The organism is Psychrobacillus sp. FSL K6-2365 (genome assembly GCF_038003165.1).
GTDB lineage: Bacteria > Bacillota > Bacilli > Bacillales_A > Planococcaceae > Psychrobacillus > Psychrobacillus psychrodurans.
In genome coordinates, this window is sequence record NZ_JBBOOO010000001.1 from 3,796,229 (window position 1) to 3,813,812 (window position 17,584).

The 17,584-nt window shown below is 36.9% G+C and carries 18 protein-coding genes; 5 read left to right on the forward strand and 13 right to left on the reverse strand.

Translation table 11 applies throughout. The annotated features are described in order from the left end of the window. Window positions 1-51: 51 nt before the first annotated feature. Together MKY29_RS19220 and acpS are read right to left on the reverse strand one after the other, a co-directional pair. A complete protein-coding gene (locus MKY29_RS19220) occupies window positions 52-1,080 on the reverse strand; it encodes a LolA family protein (RefSeq protein WP_093495588.1) in 1,029 nt (342 codons plus the stop codon). 58 nt (window positions 1,081-1,138) lie between these two features. Next, window positions 1,139-1,492 carry a holo-ACP synthase gene (gene acpS / locus MKY29_RS19225; protein ID WP_340880570.1) on the reverse strand — a complete coding sequence of 118 codons (354 nt, stop codon included), beginning with the start codon at window positions 1,490-1,492 and terminating at the stop codon, window positions 1,139-1,141. Window positions 1,493-1,560: 68 nt separating this feature from the next. Between acpS and MKY29_RS19230 the strand changes: the two genes are divergently transcribed. Next, complete coding sequence (locus MKY29_RS19230) at window positions 1,561-2,187, forward strand: rhomboid family intramembrane serine protease (RefSeq protein WP_093495590.1); 627 nt, start codon at window positions 1,561-1,563, stop codon at window positions 2,185-2,187. A gap of 353 nt (window positions 2,188-2,540) precedes the next feature. Here the strand turns inward: MKY29_RS19230 and MKY29_RS19235 are convergent, their stop codons facing one another. From MKY29_RS19235 to MKY29_RS19275, 9 genes are all read right to left on the reverse strand, one after another. Continuing rightward, on the reverse strand, window positions 2,541-4,046 hold the full coding sequence (locus MKY29_RS19235; protein WP_340880571.1) for a PH domain-containing protein: 1,506 nt from the start codon (window positions 4,044-4,046) through the stop codon (window positions 2,541-2,543). Then, window positions 4,039-4,518: a PH domain-containing protein gene (locus tag MKY29_RS19240; protein ID WP_241597910.1), complete on the reverse strand. Its 480-nt coding sequence runs from the start codon at window positions 4,516-4,518 to the stop codon at window positions 4,039-4,041. The genes MKY29_RS19235 and MKY29_RS19240 overlap by 8 nt, the downstream gene beginning before the upstream one ends. Before the next feature lie 301 nt (window positions 4,519-4,819). Next, entirely contained in the window at window positions 4,820-6,373 is a 1,554-nt protein-coding gene (locus MKY29_RS19245; RefSeq protein ID WP_093495592.1) for a DEAD/DEAH box helicase, read from the reverse strand. Window positions 6,374-6,710: 337 nt separating this feature from the next. Continuing rightward, a complete protein-coding gene (locus MKY29_RS19250) occupies window positions 6,711-7,427 on the reverse strand; it encodes an alpha/beta hydrolase (protein ID WP_340880572.1) in 717 nt (238 codons plus the stop codon). Between the two features lie 19 nt (window positions 7,428-7,446). Continuing rightward, window positions 7,447-8,817 (reverse strand): UDP-N-acetylmuramoyl-tripeptide--D-alanyl-D-alanine ligase, encoded by a 1,371-nt coding sequence (locus tag MKY29_RS19255; protein ID WP_093495594.1) that lies wholly within the window; start codon window positions 8,815-8,817, stop codon window positions 7,447-7,449. Between the two features lie 4 nt (window positions 8,818-8,821). Then, complete coding sequence (locus tag MKY29_RS19260) at window positions 8,822-9,904, reverse strand: D-alanine--D-alanine ligase (RefSeq protein ID WP_241597916.1); 1,083 nt, start codon at window positions 9,902-9,904, stop codon at window positions 8,822-8,824. A gap of 67 nt (window positions 9,905-9,971) precedes the next feature. Further along, window positions 9,972-10,286 (reverse strand): DMT family transporter, encoded by a 315-nt coding sequence (locus tag MKY29_RS19265; RefSeq protein ID WP_090566459.1) that lies wholly within the window; start codon window positions 10,284-10,286, stop codon window positions 9,972-9,974. Further along, window positions 10,286-10,618 (reverse strand): DMT family transporter, encoded by a 333-nt coding sequence (locus tag MKY29_RS19270; protein WP_093495596.1) that lies wholly within the window; start codon window positions 10,616-10,618, stop codon window positions 10,286-10,288. The genes MKY29_RS19265 and MKY29_RS19270 overlap by 1 nt, the downstream gene beginning before the upstream one ends. A 61-nt stretch (window positions 10,619-10,679) precedes the next feature. Further along, window positions 10,680-11,423: a hypothetical protein gene (locus MKY29_RS19275; protein WP_241597917.1), complete on the reverse strand. Its 744-nt coding sequence runs from the start codon at window positions 11,421-11,423 to the stop codon at window positions 10,680-10,682. Between the two features lie 154 nt (window positions 11,424-11,577). Between MKY29_RS19275 and MKY29_RS19280 the strand changes: the two genes are divergently transcribed. Continuing rightward, window positions 11,578-12,759 (forward strand): FtsW/RodA/SpoVE family cell cycle protein, encoded by a 1,182-nt coding sequence (locus MKY29_RS19280; RefSeq protein ID WP_093495597.1) that lies wholly within the window; start codon window positions 11,578-11,580, stop codon window positions 12,757-12,759. Window positions 12,760-12,873: 114 nt separating this feature from the next. After that, on the forward strand, window positions 12,874-13,896 hold the full coding sequence (locus MKY29_RS19285) for a DUF418 domain-containing protein (protein WP_340880895.1): 1,023 nt from the start codon (window positions 12,874-12,876) through the stop codon (window positions 13,894-13,896). 96 nt (window positions 13,897-13,992) lie between these two features. On the opposite strand, the gene MKY29_RS19290 is transcribed toward MKY29_RS19285, so the two are convergent. Further along, window positions 13,993-14,130, reverse strand: coding sequence for an Lmo0850 family protein (locus MKY29_RS19290; protein WP_211895692.1), 138 nt, complete (start codon window positions 14,128-14,130; stop codon window positions 13,993-13,995). A gap of 174 nt (window positions 14,131-14,304) precedes the next feature. Here MKY29_RS19290 and MKY29_RS19295 point away from each other — a divergent pair, with 174 nt between their 5' ends. Next, the gene (locus MKY29_RS19295) at window positions 14,305-14,712 is read left to right on the forward strand and encodes a CBS domain-containing protein (RefSeq protein WP_090566449.1); all 408 of its coding nucleotides are present in this window, start codon (window positions 14,305-14,307) and stop codon (window positions 14,710-14,712) included. 187 nt (window positions 14,713-14,899) lie between these two features. Beyond that, window positions 14,900-16,063 (forward strand): MFS transporter, encoded by a 1,164-nt coding sequence (locus MKY29_RS19300; protein ID WP_241597919.1) that lies wholly within the window; start codon window positions 14,900-14,902, stop codon window positions 16,061-16,063. 176 nt (window positions 16,064-16,239) lie between these two features. Here MKY29_RS19300 and MKY29_RS19305 read toward each other — a convergent pair whose 3' ends face one another. Further along, the gene (locus MKY29_RS19305) at window positions 16,240-17,535 is read right to left on the reverse strand and encodes an MFS transporter (protein ID WP_093495599.1); all 1,296 of its coding nucleotides are present in this window, start codon (window positions 17,533-17,535) and stop codon (window positions 16,240-16,242) included. Window positions 17,536-17,584: the final 49 nt, after the last annotated feature.

Here is a 17,584-nt window from a genome sequence, read left to right on the forward strand (position 1 = left end):
AATCAGTTTACACCGATTATCCTACTAGTGTAATGAAGTAGTCAACCCTAATCACTTTAAACCACCAGTAGTCATTGATGCTGCAACTTCAATCATCTCTTCTTTTGTTAAAGTTGATGAAGCAATAAAGAATGACATTCCATCCTGTTCCCAAGAAAGAGATTGGTCTGTTATGGCACCAATTGCAACCCCTAGGTCAACTGGGTCACCAGGTGAAAATACAGGAATGATAGAAGAATCGCCTTGTACACTTCTATGTTGAATAATTGTAAATTCTTTGTCTCCACTATATGTTAAAATAACTCTCTTTTCTCCGTCCACTTCCATTAATTTTTCATCAATGTTATGAACTTGTTCCCACCCTTTTAACATTGGATAATACGTTTCAAATTCAGTATCATCAATCTCTGCTGATGCCTCTACTGTTTCTTCTGTGTCCTCTGCTTTACCAGTAGGGCTTTGTTCAACCTTATACTCAGCTGCTGCATGTGATTTTCCTAGTGATACTTTATCGAATGTAATATGAATTTGTTCTTCTTTGTTTTCATTTAAGATAGAAACATCCGTTGGTAGTAATGTCTTTTTGTTGATATAAATTTTTTGATACGGCAGCATGTTTTTGTGGTTATTACTAGTTTTTGTTTCAAAGACATAATTGTCTCCTTCTTCTTTGAAGGTTGCTGTTTTATCATTTTTTATGTCGTTTGCTAGCGATCCGATTAGATACGCTTGGCTATTTTCAGTTGGCCATTTACTTTGGAATTTATACGTTTTGTTCAGTGCTGGTGTTACGACAAATACACCTTCTGTGTTACGAATTATCATTTGTGTATTTTCAGCATTTGTATCCGACACTTCTACTCGGTAAAAATCTGGCTTTGTATGCCAAACTTCCACACCGTACACTCTTGGTTCATCACCAGTTAAAATGCTCATCTCCGCTGTGAGCTCATACCCCTTTGAATCCACCCACTTGTTACTCAGTTTTTTTACAACGTCTTCTTTCGAATCGGCCCCACATGCAGATAGTACTAAGATTGTTAAAAATAAAAATAATAGTTTAGCCACTCGGCTCTTCAATCAGTCCATCCTTTCTATTATCACTGCGTTCATTCATTGTATGTAGATGGACGACCGGTTATGATTGTAGAATTACTTGAGCAGCCGCATAAACTTTTGTATGAGTTATAGAAACAAATCCGTTAACTTCTATTCCCTTAAAGTACAGGATTGGCTTACCGGAAGGTTCTTTAAGAATTTCAATATCTTGAAAACTGCATTCTTTTCCTATTCCAGTTCCTCGAGCTTTAGAAAATGCTTCTTTTGCTGCAAATCTTCCTGCTAAATATTCTATTTGTCTCTCCTCTGACAATTCGTGTAATTGAATTCTCTCTTTGTTGGTAAGTACACGCTCTTCAAATTTACGAGTTTTAGCTTGAATTGATTTAATTCTTTCAATTTCAGTTATATCTAATCCAATTCCAATTATCATGAATGTTTCTCCTTTCCAAATATCCTCCTTACAGGATATACTAATAGTAGAAAACTTGAGGTGAAATAATGTTTAGTAGAACAGAAAATTTCAAACAATACATAAAACTATATCCAGTTGTCTCTTCTTTACTTGCATTAAATATAGTTATTCATTTGTTAACGCTAATTCCTATACTTGGATCACAACTTTTTAGTTTCGGCGTTCATTTTAACTTATTAATCAGTGAAGGCGAATATTGGCGTTTACTTACTCCCATATTTTTGCACGCTTCTTTTTCTCATTTATTATTTAATATGTTCTCCTTATACATATTTGGACCAGAATTGGAACAATTAGCTGGGAAAGCTCGTTTCCTAACTATTTATATGTTAGCGGGATTAGTCGGTAATGTTGCCACCTACCTGATACATGACTGGAATTACACTAGTGTTGGTGCAAGTGGAGCCATTTACGGTATTTTCGGTGCTTTTGGAGCTTTAGTTTATTATACGAGAAATTTTATGCCACAGCTAAAACAAATCATTATTCCTATTATTGTAATCGGGGTCATTATGACATTCTTACAACCACAGATTAATGTCACTGCCCATATAGCAGGGTTGATAACCGGTTTTATACTAGGAATGGTATACTTCCATCCTAAGCGTATAGCTACTTGGAAGAAACGACAACGTAAGCTTAAATCTGTATAAGTGAAGAAAAGCTTTCAGTAAATGTCAATTAAATGACATTAAAATCACATGATCACTAGCTTCCCTAATTTTATAGCGATTATAAGGATACTTCTATCGGTTCATTAACTTGAACTAATTCTATCATCTGACAATGGGCTGGTTAATTCTTAAAGTTGGGCACTGCTTAATTGATAGAAGTGAAAGGAGGCGACTCCAGCGGGAGAAGCGTTAGGAAGACCCCGTAGCGAAGCGAGAAGACTGAAGCTACACCCGCCCGCGGAAAGCGTCCACCCTTGACCCGAAATCAGTAGTATATTCTTCAAAGTACATGGAATATCTGAACTTAATACTTTCTAAAAAAAGAACAGCCCCTATAAAGGCTGTTCTTTTTCTCTATCTATAGGTTCTTTTCTAGTTGGTTCATACCATTCCATAAGGTTTTCTGCATCAGCTTTTTCTATTGATGGGATAGTAGTAGCAGATCCAGTAACACCCGACTTAATAGTAGTTACAATAGAAGAAACATCAGCTTTTTTTTGAAAATACGTAGTACGTTCTGTCATAGCCTGAATACGTTTCTTTTCCATCCATAGAGATACTCTACTAAATAGACGGTACTGTACAACAAGTTGTTTTTCGTCCTTCCAATATCCAGCCGTTTTATGCTGCCATGCCCCCAAAAGAAAACTTAGTGGCAATAGCAATAGAGACATCAATCCAAATGGATAAAAGAAATAACTAACACTTGCCGCAACCGGGATCATCCATAGAAAGTCTAAGCGATAAAAGAACTTTCTGGAGCGCCTAGGAACTCGCGTAAAGTTAGGTTCAAAATGATAATCCGGGAAAATTTGGACAAGAATAGGATTGATTCGGTTCTTTTTAATAAGTGGAATTAATCTGATTTTCTCGTCCTTCTCTGCTAATGAGCCCCCTGCACTGTCTACGATGACAGCTGCATGCCCTGTAAGCTGGCGGAGAGGGTTTTCCACAATACGCACTCCTTGAATGCGCGATAAAGGAATCGTTACCTTTTTCTTTTCTAGTAATCCTCTAGTAATTATAATTTCCTCATCTTCTACCCGAATAGTAAACTCATAGTAATTTATAAACGTTATTGTAACTGATACCATCCAGGCAACAAGTAGTACAAAAAATACAGCTAAAGCTATTAGTAGAGCTCCAAACCTAATAAACATAATAATTTCATTATAAATAGTTTCATATGGGATTAATTCTGAGATCTGCGAGACAAACACAGCTAAACCAGAGAAAAAGACTCCAACTCCACCAGATGTACTAGCTAAAATTAGTAAATCCTTTTGAGACATACGGAATAAAGGCTTCCGCTGCTCTACTACCTGATTTTCTGATTGTAACGCTTCATTAAGTATATTTAACTCCTTATTCTTGGCGAGACTCATTTCTTTTTTTATTTGTTCGGCTGCTTCTTTAGAAATTGCAGTCAACTCTGCATCCGCTTCTTTCGTTGCTCCCCCACCAGCCGTTTCTACTTTCACCTTTACCAATCCGAAAGGTCTATGAAAGATTCCTTCAGTGTAATTTAAGCTTTGAATACGCTCAAATGGAATATACCTTTTTTTCTTTACGAAAAGACCATATTCAATGCGAAGCTCTTCCTCTTCGAACCAGTAACGAAACCTCTTCCATTTTATGATTCCGCTAACCAACATAGCGATTAATAACACTGCATAAATAATATAGACTATATAGGAGCTCCAACCTTCAGATTCTCCTCTTCCTCCAAATCCATTTACTGCAATAACTACTATTAGAGGTAATATCATTTCCTTTAAAACTTTTACGAAATTAATAACTGCAGATATAGGATGTAATGTAAATTTTTCCTTAGACATCATCTTCCGCCACCCTTGCAAGTACAGAAATTCTACCACGAAGTTCATCTGCTTCCGCAGTTATGAGGGCAGGAATTGTGTGACTAGTTGCAGCAGTTGAAATAGTAATTGATGACAAATCATGTTTCCTCAATATCGGGCCTTGTTCAGTATCTACATGCTGTACACGAACCATTGGCACAAGCGTTCTTTTGACGATAAACAAACCATGCTGCAACTCGATTTCTTGCTCACGCACTTCGTATCGCCAACGAGTCCACCTAATTTTCGGGAATAAATAAATTAATAAATATCCAATGAGTAATATCACTACTCCATCTACTATGTATAGCCATATATATTGTCCCGTGAAATAATTGATAACTCCAGCCCCTATACCTACTAATAAGGCAATCAAGGTTTGAAATATTCCATAAATCCTCCATACACGTAATCCTTTTTCAGATAATCGATTAATTGGTTCTTGTCTCATATTAAACCCCCTCTTTTATCATTGTATACGAAACAGACGCTAAAATGTTTCAGTATCTTACAATTTTCTACACATCCATTTAGATGAAGTCTAATGGTTACTAGTGCGAGACCAGACCATATATCTTAAAAAGAAAAAGGATGAGCTTACATCGAAATGTAAGTTCATCCTTTGAAATTTTGTCTAGCTTCAACACCTAACTCCCCGAGTCGCTTCAGAATTTCGATAAAGGCAAAGGACGCCTTTATGCGAAATCCTTACAGCGCTTATCTGAGCTGCATAGATGCTTATGCTTTTCAATTTAGTTTTCGCTACGTGATGAGCGAGTTCTTGTGCTGCGTTGAGTCGAGCCGTCACGTGGACCACTGCTACGACGTCCACTAGAGCTTGGACGTGAACCGCCACCTGAACGTGGTCCGCGATCGCCGCTTCCGCCACGACCACCTGATGAACTACGTCCTCCACCACTACTACGGTTACCTTTGTAACCACCGCCAGAACGAGAACCGCCTCCACCGCTACGTTCTCTACGAGCAGGTAGTGGGCGTTCTTCAGAAAGAGAAATCGGAGTATCATCCGGTTCTTTCGTCATTGATTTTAAAGCTGCAGCAATTACATCTACTGCTTCAAATTTTTCAAGCATTTCTTGTGCTAATGGACGATAATCGCCTAAATCATTTTTGTTTACAATTTCAGATAAAGATTCTACTGCTACACGTTTAAGTCCAACTAGTGCTTCATCTGAGCTTGGAGGGATTAAAGCTTCCATACGTTTTTTTGTTGTATTCTCAACAATACGTAAGTATCCCATTTCTCTTGGTGTTACGAATGTTGTAGCGATACCACTTTTACCTGCGCGTCCTGTACGACCTATACGGTGAACATAGCTTTCAGGATCTTGTGGGATATCAAAGTTATACACATGTGTTACGCCAGAGATATCTAATCCACGTGCTGCTACATCCGTTGCAACAAGAATATCAATTTTATTTGATTTGAATTGTTTTAATACAGACATACGTTTCGCTTGGCTTAAATCACCATGAATTCCTTCTGCAAGGTAACCACGAATGCTTAGTGCATGTGCTAATTCATCTACTCTACGTTTTGTGCGACCAAAGATAATCGCAAGCTCTGGTTGATGTACATTTAAAATTCTTGAAAGAACATCAAATTTTTCACGCTCAGTAGCTTTTACGTAGTACTGTTCAATATTTTCAACAGTCATTTCTTTCGACTTAATCTTTACTTCAACTGGATCTTTCATGAAGCGATCAGCAATTTTACGAATTGGTCCTGGCATTGTAGCAGAGAACAATAATGTTTGACGCTCAGGAGGTACGCTTTCTAAAATTGTGTTGATGTCTTCGATGAATCCCATGTTAAGCATTTCATCTGCTTCGTCTAAGATAAGTGTTTGAACTTGATCAAGCTTCAAAGTACGACGGTTGATATGATCAAGAATACGACCAGGTGTCCCAACAATAACTTGAGGTTTGTTTTTTAGTGCACGGATTTGACGACCAATTTCTTGTCCACCGTATACAGATAATAGACGAACCTTTTTGTCATATCCTAATTTATAAAGCTCTTCCGAAACTTGGATTGCAAGTTCACGTGTTGGAGCGATGATTAACGCTTGGATATTCGGGTTTTTAGTATCAATTTTTTCAATCATAGGGATACCAAATGCAGCAGTTTTACCTGTACCTGTCTGTGCTTGACCGATAACATCGCGTCCACCCATAGCATGTGTAATAGTACCTTCTTGGATTGGTGTAGCTTCTTCAAACCCCATACGTTGTACGGACTTTAATGTAGAAGCGCTAATATTTAATTCTGAAAAATTTGTCAAAATTTTAATCTCCTTTTTGTTTGTTTTGACAAATGGTTACATTTTCAGATGAAATTGCGGCAAATTCGAGCCTATACGAGGAACGTTTCCGTTACTTAAAATTCTCTGTGGTTTTAGATCAGAGGGGTCTTATATAAAGGGAAAGCCCGGTCTTTTGCCGAGCGGTCTGTTAATGAGTGATCGTGCAATACTACTTCAACAAACCGTTATGTTCAAAAAAAAGTACTCTTCAATAAACGCTGAAGAGTCTTCACACAAAATGTATCCATTGCTCTAAACGTAGTATATCATGCAACAAACTCAGTTGCAATGAATAAGCAACTGTTATAATTATTAGTTAATTACTTGTAGTCTCTTCCTCCTCTTCTTCCTTTAAAAATTTTAAAGCAGTGTTATACCAATCTTCGCAGTCCTCGCAATAACAAATATGGTGTTTCCCTGATTCCGAATAGACTATTTCCTTTTTCAAAGATCCAATTTCATCGTAGATAAACTGGGCAGTCGCGTAAGGTACAATACCATCTTTTTTGCCTTGAACTATATAGACTGGTACTGTAATTTGACCATAATAGGGCTGAACTATACGTACTAATCGCATAAATTCTAACGTCGCAGGAATTGGAGTTCCTTTCACTTTGTAACTGTATTGTTTATATAAAGAGTTTTCTTCGAGCCTACCTACCACTGCTTCTTTGGCTATATCCTTTATATCTTGTAAAAGCTGTGCCGGATATATGTACTTCGCTGCAGCACTTAATAAAACAAGCTTATATACTGGATAACGATTCGCCAAGTACATCGCAATAATTCCACCCATCGAAAAACCTACAATAATTACACGGTCTACTTCCTTTTGCATTTGCCTAAGAGACTGTTCCGCTGTCATCATCCACGATTCTGCGGTTAAATTCTTTAGTTCCAGCGTTTCTCCATGACCAGGTAATGTGGGGACAACAATTTCCCAGTTTGTATGAACTTTCAAATAGTCAACAAATGGTTGAATCTCATATGGTCCACCTGTAAAACCGTGAATACCTAATACGCCTGTTTTCATTGTCCCCACACCCGTCTTATTATTTTTGGAACGGCTCAATAACTCTTTCTAATTGCATTCCCCTTGAACCTTTCACTAAAACAATAGAGCGGTCATTAATTTTATTTCTTAAAAACGCAACAAGTTTTTCTGTGTCGTCATTGACCCAAATGAGTTGTTCGTCTGTAAATTGATCTACAAGTTTGTTATACAGCCATTCCATCCGTGGTCCATATAAACACACTCCCACAAATCTCTTATTTGAAATAGATTTGCTTATGTCTTCATGATATTGCCGCTCATTGTCTCCAAGCTCTAGCATATCACCTAATACAAGCCACTTATCAGTTTTAATAGATGACTTTTCAAGGAATGAAATTGCAGCAAGCATGGAAGTCGGAGCCGCATTATAAGCATCGTTTATGAAAATTGCATCATTTACTCCTTCGATCACCTGCATACGCATATCAGTCAAAACTATTTGTTTTAAAGATTTACGCATCTGCTCTGCAGTTAATCCAACTTCTTTTCCGATTAGCAGTGCAGCAAGTGTATTTTTTACTTGATGCTCACCTAACACAGGAATAGACATTGTTTCGTTTAGCTCTCCTTCAACACGGAAGGCACTTCCTTGCTCAGTAAAGTTTACTTCAGCAATACGTAAATCATTTTGTTCCTGAACACCAAATGATTTCGCCTGTACATTGGGATTTTTCTCCACAAATGGTCGAAGTAATGGCTCATCCCCATCATAGAATAATTGACCAGTGGCATCTAATCCTGCAATGATTTCAAATTTTGCTTTTGCAATACCTTCTCGAGAACCAAGATCTTGCATATGAGCTTCCCCAATATTTGTAATGACTACATATTTTGGCTTAGCCAAATTTGATAAAAACTCGATTTCTCCAAAGGAACTCATACCCATTTCGAGCACTGCAAACTCTGTATCTTCCTCTAGAGAAAGAATAGTTAATGGTAATCCTAGTTCATTATTAAAGTTACCCTCTGTCTTTTTCACACTAAAATAAGGCGACAGCATACCTGCTACTAAATCTTTTGTGGATGTTTTACCATTCGACCCAGTAATGCCGATAAACACAGAGTTTAATTCTGCTCGATAAGCCCGTGCCATTTGCTGGAGTGCCTCTTCGCCACTTTCCACGAACAAAAGCGGAACGCCCTTAGGTGGATCCGGTTCGTCCTTCAACCAAAGCGATGCTGCTGCTCCTTTTGCAAAAGCATCTTGAACAAACCGATGCCCATTTACTTGTTCTCCACGAAACGGGATAAACAAATCGCCTGGTTTAATTGTTCTTGTATTTATCGAAACTCCCGTAACGACCGGATTATCGTCTGTTTTCTTTTGAATGTGTAACCATTCTGCTATATTTGCTAATGTTTTTTTCACTCGGTCACTTCCCGTCTTTCGAGTGTTCAAGCTGCTGTTTTTCTTCATGGCGTTCAATTGCCAAATGGATAAGTTCTTCTATTAGACCCGGATAAGAAAGTCCCGATTCCATCCAAAGCTTTGGATACATACTGATTGGTGTAAAGCCTGGCATTGTATTTACTTCATTGATAATGACCTCTTCTTGATCCGTTACAAAAAAGTCTGCCCGGACAAGTCCCGAACAATCCAAAATTTTAAATGCACGAATTGCAGCATCCTCTAGTTTATCTTGTAGCTTTTCAGAAATATTAGCAGGGATTGCGTAATTCGTCGTACCGTCCTCATATTTTGCTTCGTAGTCATAAAAATCCTTAGTTGGTAGTACTTCTCCTGCAACTGAGCATCTTGGTTCATCATTTCCCAGAACACTCATTTCAATTTCACGAGCAAATATCCCTTGTTCTACAATAATTTTACGGTCATATTTAAAGGCATATTCTACCGCTTTAATAAGTTCTTGTCGGTTTGTAACTCTACTAATTCCAACACTTGATCCAAGATTGGCAGGCTTTACAAATAAAGGCCACTTTAAATTTTCTTCTATATTTTGTAGTAATGCATCCTGATTCTTTTTCCACTCTTTACTTATGAAATAGACATAAGGAACTTGTGATAAGCCAGCTTGCGCAAATAATTGCTTCATAACCACTTTATCCATTCCTGCAGCAGATGCTAATACCCCATTACCTACATACGGTAAATTCAATACTTCTAACAACCCTTGTACCGTTCCATCTTCCCCATTAGGTCCGTGCAAAAGAGGGAAAATAACATCTAGATGAGTGGTATCGTCTCCTTGTTGCGGAAGGAAACTAGAAATGGTATTAGGAGTTGTTATTTCATTGCCAAATTTTAGAGATTCTATCGACTCTACCGGCGCAGTTAACTGACCTTCTTTTCTCCATTCACCTGTTTTAGTGATGAAAATTGGATATACTTCATATTTTTCAAAATTGATCGCTTGTGAAACTGCTCTAGCAGTAAGTAGTGACACCTCATGCTCTGCAGATTTCCCACCATATAATAAGCCTACTTTTATTTTCATAAGTTAAAATTACCTCCATGTTTTGGATATTATTAGTTTATCACGGACAGCCTTAATAGTTGAGCATCTAACCGAACAATTTAAGACCCACTACTCCCATGATAATACAGCTTAGAAAAAACAATTTCTTTCTACTTTTTTTCTCCTGAAATAAATACATCCCGAGAAGTACACTTCCCGCAGCCCCAATTCCTGTCCATACTGCATAACCAGTACCGACCGCTATATCCTTTAAGGCTAATGATAATAAAAAGAAACTTAAAGAAGCAGAAATGACCGTGAGAATCGTATATTTAACATTTTTGAAACCATCCGATAACTTCATATTAATAACAAAAGCCACTTCAAATAAACCAGCAATTATTAATAAAAACCACTCCATCAGGCCACCTCCTCTTCATCATCCACCAATTTTAGACCGATGATCCCAAAAAGGAGAACAAATAAAAAGAATAGCTTTCCAGCACTTACTTCTTCTTGAAACCAAATAATTCCTACAATAGCCGTGCCTGCTGCTCCAATACCTGTGAATATAGCATATGCTGTACCTATCGGAATCGTCTTCATAGCTTTAGCAAATAGGAAAAAGCTCACGATTAAAAATATAATCGTTACAATAGAAGGAATGAGCTCCGTAAAGCCATGGGCCTCTTTTAAACCAATTGCCCATATTATTTCTGTTAATCCTGCAATTATTAATAATATCCAGGCCATGCTTTTCACCTCACCACATAATAAACGCCCCTGCCTCTTTCACTTGGCAAAAGCGTTCTCTTTATACTTCTATTAGTACATCTACCGGTTTAGCTATATGTAATTTCAAATCCTCCAAAACTTCATCCGGAAAAATATTCTCAGGAAGAATACGAATTTCTATACCATAATGAGATTTATCTGTTTTGAATAACGACATTAACACACCATCTTCAAATAGCTCGTTGTGTTCGGTTACTTTTTCAGCAGACAATCTTGGTAGGACGATATTGTTCTTTTTACGCCAAAAAGCTGTTGACTTAGACTTATTACTAATTAGCCCTGTAACCACATTTGCAACTAATTGGTTAAAGTCTTCCATATCTCGGAAATAGATTTTTGTAATTTTCTCACCTTCATCCGATAGATAGACAAATCTATTTTGTAGGTGATGATAGAAGGGCGATCGAAAAGCTTCTTTTTTATGTGCTATGTATAGTAGCTCTGCTTGTTCTTGAGGAGAGAGCATATTTAATTTGCGCTCATCTTCAAAATCCATGAAGCAAACTTCAAAAGGCCCTTCAGTAAAATCCTTTACGAAATGGTTGTATTGCTCAGGAACTATAAATTCAAGCTGCGTATGCATATTAAAAGAAGCATCATCATAGCTATGTTTTAGCAACAAAAGAGCAGACAAGTCAGAGAAATTCCTTATAAACTGTTGAACCGTTATTCCGCTAAACAGAGCAAAATGCTCTACCTCATTTACGTGAACATATAAATGTGTGAAATACTCATCCATATCTCTCACTTCTTTCTTTGCCACTAAAATCACTCCTTTATCTGTTCATAATAATAGCACGATTTATACAAGGAAACATCTTTAATCCCTTTCACGTCTCTATTAAACCAGCAAGCAAAAAGTATTAATATACGTTATAATAGGTGAAGGAAATTTGAAGGAAACATAGGTGACTTACATGGAGAACAAAAAAGGCTTTGCTGATCGTTTTGATTGGACACTTGCTTTTATTATATTATTATTTCTTATCATTAGCTTACTTGCTATTTCGTCAGCACAAACCTCTGGACAATATGCAACAAACTTTATACCCAAACAGCTATTTTGGTATGTTGTCGGTTCCATTATCATTGGGTTTGTCATGTTTTTTGAACCAGAGCAATATAAAAAATTATCCTGGTATATATACGCAATTGGCGTATTTTTACTTCTTGTTCTTTTCATACTCCCTGATTCATTAGCTTTAGTTGAGCCGAGAAATGGTGCGAAGAGTTGGTTTCACTTACCTGTTGGTGATATTCAGCCTGCTGAATTTATGAAAACCTTTTATATATTAGGACTTGCCCGGTTAATCACGATTCATAATGAGAAGAATCAAATCAAGACAGTAAAGACAGATTTAATTTTGCTAGTTAAAATTGGAGTAACATTAATTATTCCCCTAGCTTTTATCCTTACACAACCTGACTTAGGTACCTCTTTAGTGTTCTTGGCAATTACGATAGCACTTATTATAGTAGCTGGAATTGCATGGAAAATAATACTCCCCTTCTTTATAGGTGGTATAGGAATTGGTGGTCTCCTATTGTGGATGGCCGTCTATATGCAAGATTTTCTAGAGGATAAGTTTGGATTCGACCCATATCAATTCGCTCGTATATATTCTTGGTTAGACCCCTATTCTTATGCATCAGATGAAGGAATGCATTTAATCACTTCTTTAAATGCCATCGGCTCTGGAGAGATTTTCGGTAAAGGTTATGGAGAACGTATTGTGTATGTTCCAGAAAATCATACCGACTTCATATTTGCCGTTATTGGAGAGGAATACGGTTTCGTAGGGGCAAGTATTGTTGTTAGTCTTTACTTCCTACTTATTTTTCATTTGACGAAAATTACACTTCAATTAAAAGATGCATACAGTACTTATGTCTGCGCTGGAATCATCGCAATGATTACATTCCATGTATTCGAAAATATTGGCATGACTATTCAATTATTGCCGATCACAGGTATACCTCTACCATTTATAAGTTACGGTGGTAGTTCGCTCATGGGGAATATGTTAGCCATTGGTTTAGTATTTAGTATGAAGTTTCATCATCGGACTTATATGTTTGCAAAAAACGAAGACGATTGATTATAGTGCGAGTGGAAAATTGGTTTACACCATTTCTACTCGCTTTTTTGTTGCTACAGAAACCTTTCTCTAATCATAACGTTTAATATTATACTCAGGAGGATGATTATGGAAATGAAGGAAGTAATAAGAGAGAAAAGAATTGATGAACTTGATTACATAAGGGGTTTTGCATTATTAGGGATTATTCTAGTTAATATACTTGCACTACTAAACATAGGTATTCCAGAACCAAATACGTTAGACGCAAGCTACCAGAAGTTTTTATATTTATTTGTAGAAGGACGATTTTTTACAATATTTTCATTTCTATTTGGGCTAGGCTTTTATCTATTTATTTCTCGCTCATTTGCCAGAGGTGAGAAAGCATACATTCTTTTTACACGAAGATTAGTAATATTGTTGATTTTGGGAGTAGTCCATTCAATGTTCCATCCAGGAGAAGCATTATTTTTTTACGCAATTATCGGTATTATTATACTACCGTTTTATAAAGTAAATAAAAAAATAAACCTAGTAATTAGTCTTGTATTATTAATAGTATTTGCAGTTCTGGCAACTAAAATACTCTTAATAATTCCACTAATGTTATTAGGGTTAGTTTGTGGTCAATACCGTGTATTCGAAAACCTTGTATCTAAAACAAAACAAATAATGCTTTTTACGATTCTTACTTTAGCAGCTAGTGTTATTGGTTTTTATATTCAATATCAAAGTATACCCTCGCAACCATTCATCAACATGATATTTATGGAGGCTGATGGTACTTATGATCAAGCAAGTACATTTTTAAGAATAGGCATAACTATTGGTCCTTTATTATCAGCTTTTTACGTTGGGCTACTGTTATTACTATTGCGATTTAAAGTATTCCAACGACTATTATCACCATTAAAATATTACGGGCGTATGGCATTAACAAATTATTTAGGACAAACGATCTTTATCTTCATAGCAGGAAAGTTATTCATCACACCTCAACTCAGCTATATAGATACGCTACTAATATGCATTACCATTTACGCTATACAACTAGCTTTCAGTATGGTATGGCTACAGTTCTTTAAAATGGGACCTCTAGAATGGATCTGGAGGATAATTACTTATTGGAAAGTGATACCGATTAGAAGAGGTTAATTGTATTTCGCGTTACAACAGGTCTTGGCCTTGGACTAGATAAAAAGAAGGTGACTCTAACTTCATTTCGTAATGAAGTTTCAAGTCACCTTCTTTTTAGTTTTGTGCGTGAGGACTTTGCGCTGGTGGTGCTAAAGCTTTAAGTAGGTCAAGTCTAGATTTCGTCATTGTAACAGTAACACCAAGCTTTGAAAGATTACTAACAATTTTCTTTAAATCAACTTCCTTTGCCATTGAATCCACCTCGTCCTTCTATCTAATAATTACGATTTTCTCTAAAAAAAGTTTCTTTTTAAAACTAATTTAATTTATTTTATTATACCACTTTTTACCTAAGTTGAATCTTTCAATTTTGTTACATATATTATGGACTTGTAAACCATGCTAATTCCTAAAGGAGTGAATGGTTTGAATATAAAAGATGTAATGAGCAAAGAAGTAGTAACCTGTAACCCTCAGGACTATGTGAGCGAAGTAGCAGATCAGATGCGTGTGTTGGACATAGGCTGTTTACCTGTAGTCAGTAACAAAAAATTAGTTGGAATGATTACGGATCGAGATATCGTGACAAGGTCGGTAGCCAAGGATATAAAAAGCAAGGTGGAGGATGTTATGACCAAGACCGTTATCTCCGTCTCCCCTGAAGATTCTACAGCCGATGCTTCTATTGTTATGGCGCGCAATCAAGTTCGGCGACTTCCTGTAATGGAGGATGGTAATCTCGTAGGCTTTGTCTCTTTAGCGGATTTAGCTTTTCCTTTCCCACATGTCCAAGAAATTTCAAATGCTATGGAAAGTATATCCGAACCACGGTAATTCTAAACACACAAGCTATCCTAAATCAGGATGGCTTTTTATATTTCTCCATATATCGATTAGTAGTACAGCAAATTCATTTACCCCGGTTTCTGTCATAATTCCTACTACCCGATTACAACGTGTCAAACATAATAAAAACGTGTAATATATAGGATAGAAGAATTGCAGAAAGCAGGTTCGATGCATGAATAAGATTATATTTATACTAATGTCTATCCAATTTTTAGTTTATCTCGGCTTTGGAATTATTATTCCCGTACTGCCAGAGGTTATTTTAGAGCAAGATTATAATGAAATCCACGTAGGTGGTCTATTGACGGTTTACTCGTTAGCTTCCTTCTTCACGGCTCCATTATGGGGAATGCTATCAGATCGTATTGGACGAAAAACGCTTATTTTAGTTGGTTTAGTAGGATTCAGTTTAAGTTTTTGGTTGTTTTCATTATTTTTTGATTCGCTTTTCATGCTTTACCTATCTCGTGTAGTGGGAGGATTATTTTCCGGTGCTTTGTATACCGCAGTTACGGGATTTGCAGCTGATTTGTCAAATGAAGAGAACCGTAATAAGTATATGGGATTCCTTGGCATGTCAATTGGTTTAGGTTTTATTTTTGGTCCAGCAATCGGAGGAGTATTAGGACATATAGATTTGGCACTTCCATTTACAGCTTCCGCGATTTTATTGCTCGTGATTTTTGTTTATGCCTTAATCATTTTAAAGGAACCAGAACGGACGGGTGAAGCGAATAAACGCGCACTTCTTCCGAAGGGCGCTTCAAGTCTATGGAATTACCGTATTAGATATCTATTCTTATTTTCGTTCATGGTGACGTTTTTACTAGCAGGTCTTGAAGCAACGTTCCAGTTATTCCAGATCGAAAGAATTGAAATTACTCCACTACAAATCGGCTATTTGTTTATGTTCAGTGGATTTGTCGATGCAGCAATTCAAGGTGGAGTCGTACGCCGCATTAAAAATGGTACGGAAACAAAATGGTTATTATACGCGCAAGTTGTAACAGCGGTTGGATTATTTTTGACTGTTTTTACTCAAAGTATTTTCTGGGCTGGACTTTCATTATGTATATTCACCGCAGGAAATGCATTAGCACGAACTACAATTGTCTCGCTTACTACAAAAGAATCTGGTGGACGCTATGGTACAGCTGCCGGAATGTCATACTCTATGGATAATCTAGGGCGGATTATCGGTCCGTTATTGTTTGCTTGGCTATTTACAATGCAACCCGACAATATTTACATGTTATCCGGAGTGCTCGCAATTCTTTCTATAGGTTTAATTTTTGCATACCGCAAGTCAACTAAGTCATTGAAAGATTTTGCATGAAATGAAAACAGGTGAAGGAAAACGAATCGTTTCCTTCACCTGTTTTTTTATGAATTAAGCACCCGCGTAAATGGTTCTTGCACATGCCAAGCTTCTCGTATAGGCATGGAACTCTCTCACATAAGAGGTTTTCTTTCTCGTATAGGATAATTTCTCTCTCGCATCACAAAATTTGATCAGCTCTCCGTTTTCAAGTACTCTACTTTTTTCTGTCCGAGCTCTGGATGTGCGGCTCTAACTACAGATGGTCTTGCCAAGAATAGAATTACTAATATCAACAAAACGCTTGAAACAATTAAAATACCTTCCGCTGGGAAGACGTCATATAAAAATCCAAATAACACCATACCAATTGGCATTAGAGCCATTGCACATGTTTCTATTATCGAGAATACGCGTCCCTTATAATCATCCTCTATCATTTTCTGCATCATCACCTGTATTGGAGTGTTTGTTATAATCATTGATGCTCCAAAGAAAAACATTAACGCGACATAAAATACAACTATTACTGTATAGGACATATCTATCAACAACGGTATAGAAACCGCTCCAATAATAACACCCATGAAAACAATGCTCCATTTAGATACTAGAAACGGAAATTTCAATTCCTTACGTGCAGAAAAATAAATTGACAATAGAAGCATCCCAACTGCAAATGCCCCCTCTGTAAAACCAAAGTGTTGAGCACTAATCTTTAATTTTTCGATGAGGATAAATGAGTATCCTACCTGATAGGCACCAAACAAAAAGTTGATGAATAAGGAGATAACAACCATTGTTTTTAAAATAGGTTTTTTCATTAAGTAACGGAAGCCTGCTTTCATACTCTCTAGCATTGGTTCCTTCGGTTCACCTTCCACTACTTCTTTTCGCTTCGCAAATAAATTAAAGTCCATCGTGGATTCCAAGACTACAGCGATAATCGAGGCCGCCATATACATTATTAGAAATACAGGCATAGACACTGCTCCGTAGAGAAGTCCTCCCACCGCCGGGCTACCAATTGCCGCAAACGAAATGGACATTTGATTAAGCGACATCGCTTTCTGAATTCGCCCTTCATCTACTAATCCAGTAATAGACGAACTGAAAGTTACCCCAGAAAATAGAGAAGTCAACGATAAAATCACTGTCGTACTATAAATCGCAATTAAAGATAAACCCATCGTCATGCTCACAATAAGTAATCCACCAATTGCAATTGTCGTAGCAATTTGCGATACGATGACAATCATTTTACGAGAATATTTATCTGCAGCGTATCCTGCAAACGGTGCAACTAGAGTCCTTGGTAAAATATTACAAATTAAATTTAATGCAAAACTAGATGCAGATCCTGTTAATTGCAAAATGTAAAAGCTGATTGCAAACGAATACACCTGTGCACCAAAAGTGGAAACTAACTTACTGATAGTAAACGTCCACAAGTGATATGTGGCTTTTTTAAGCTTTAATACTTCTTCCATCTTCCCTACCCCTTTGTTTTAAGAATTATTCAAAAGTTTAATTTTATTA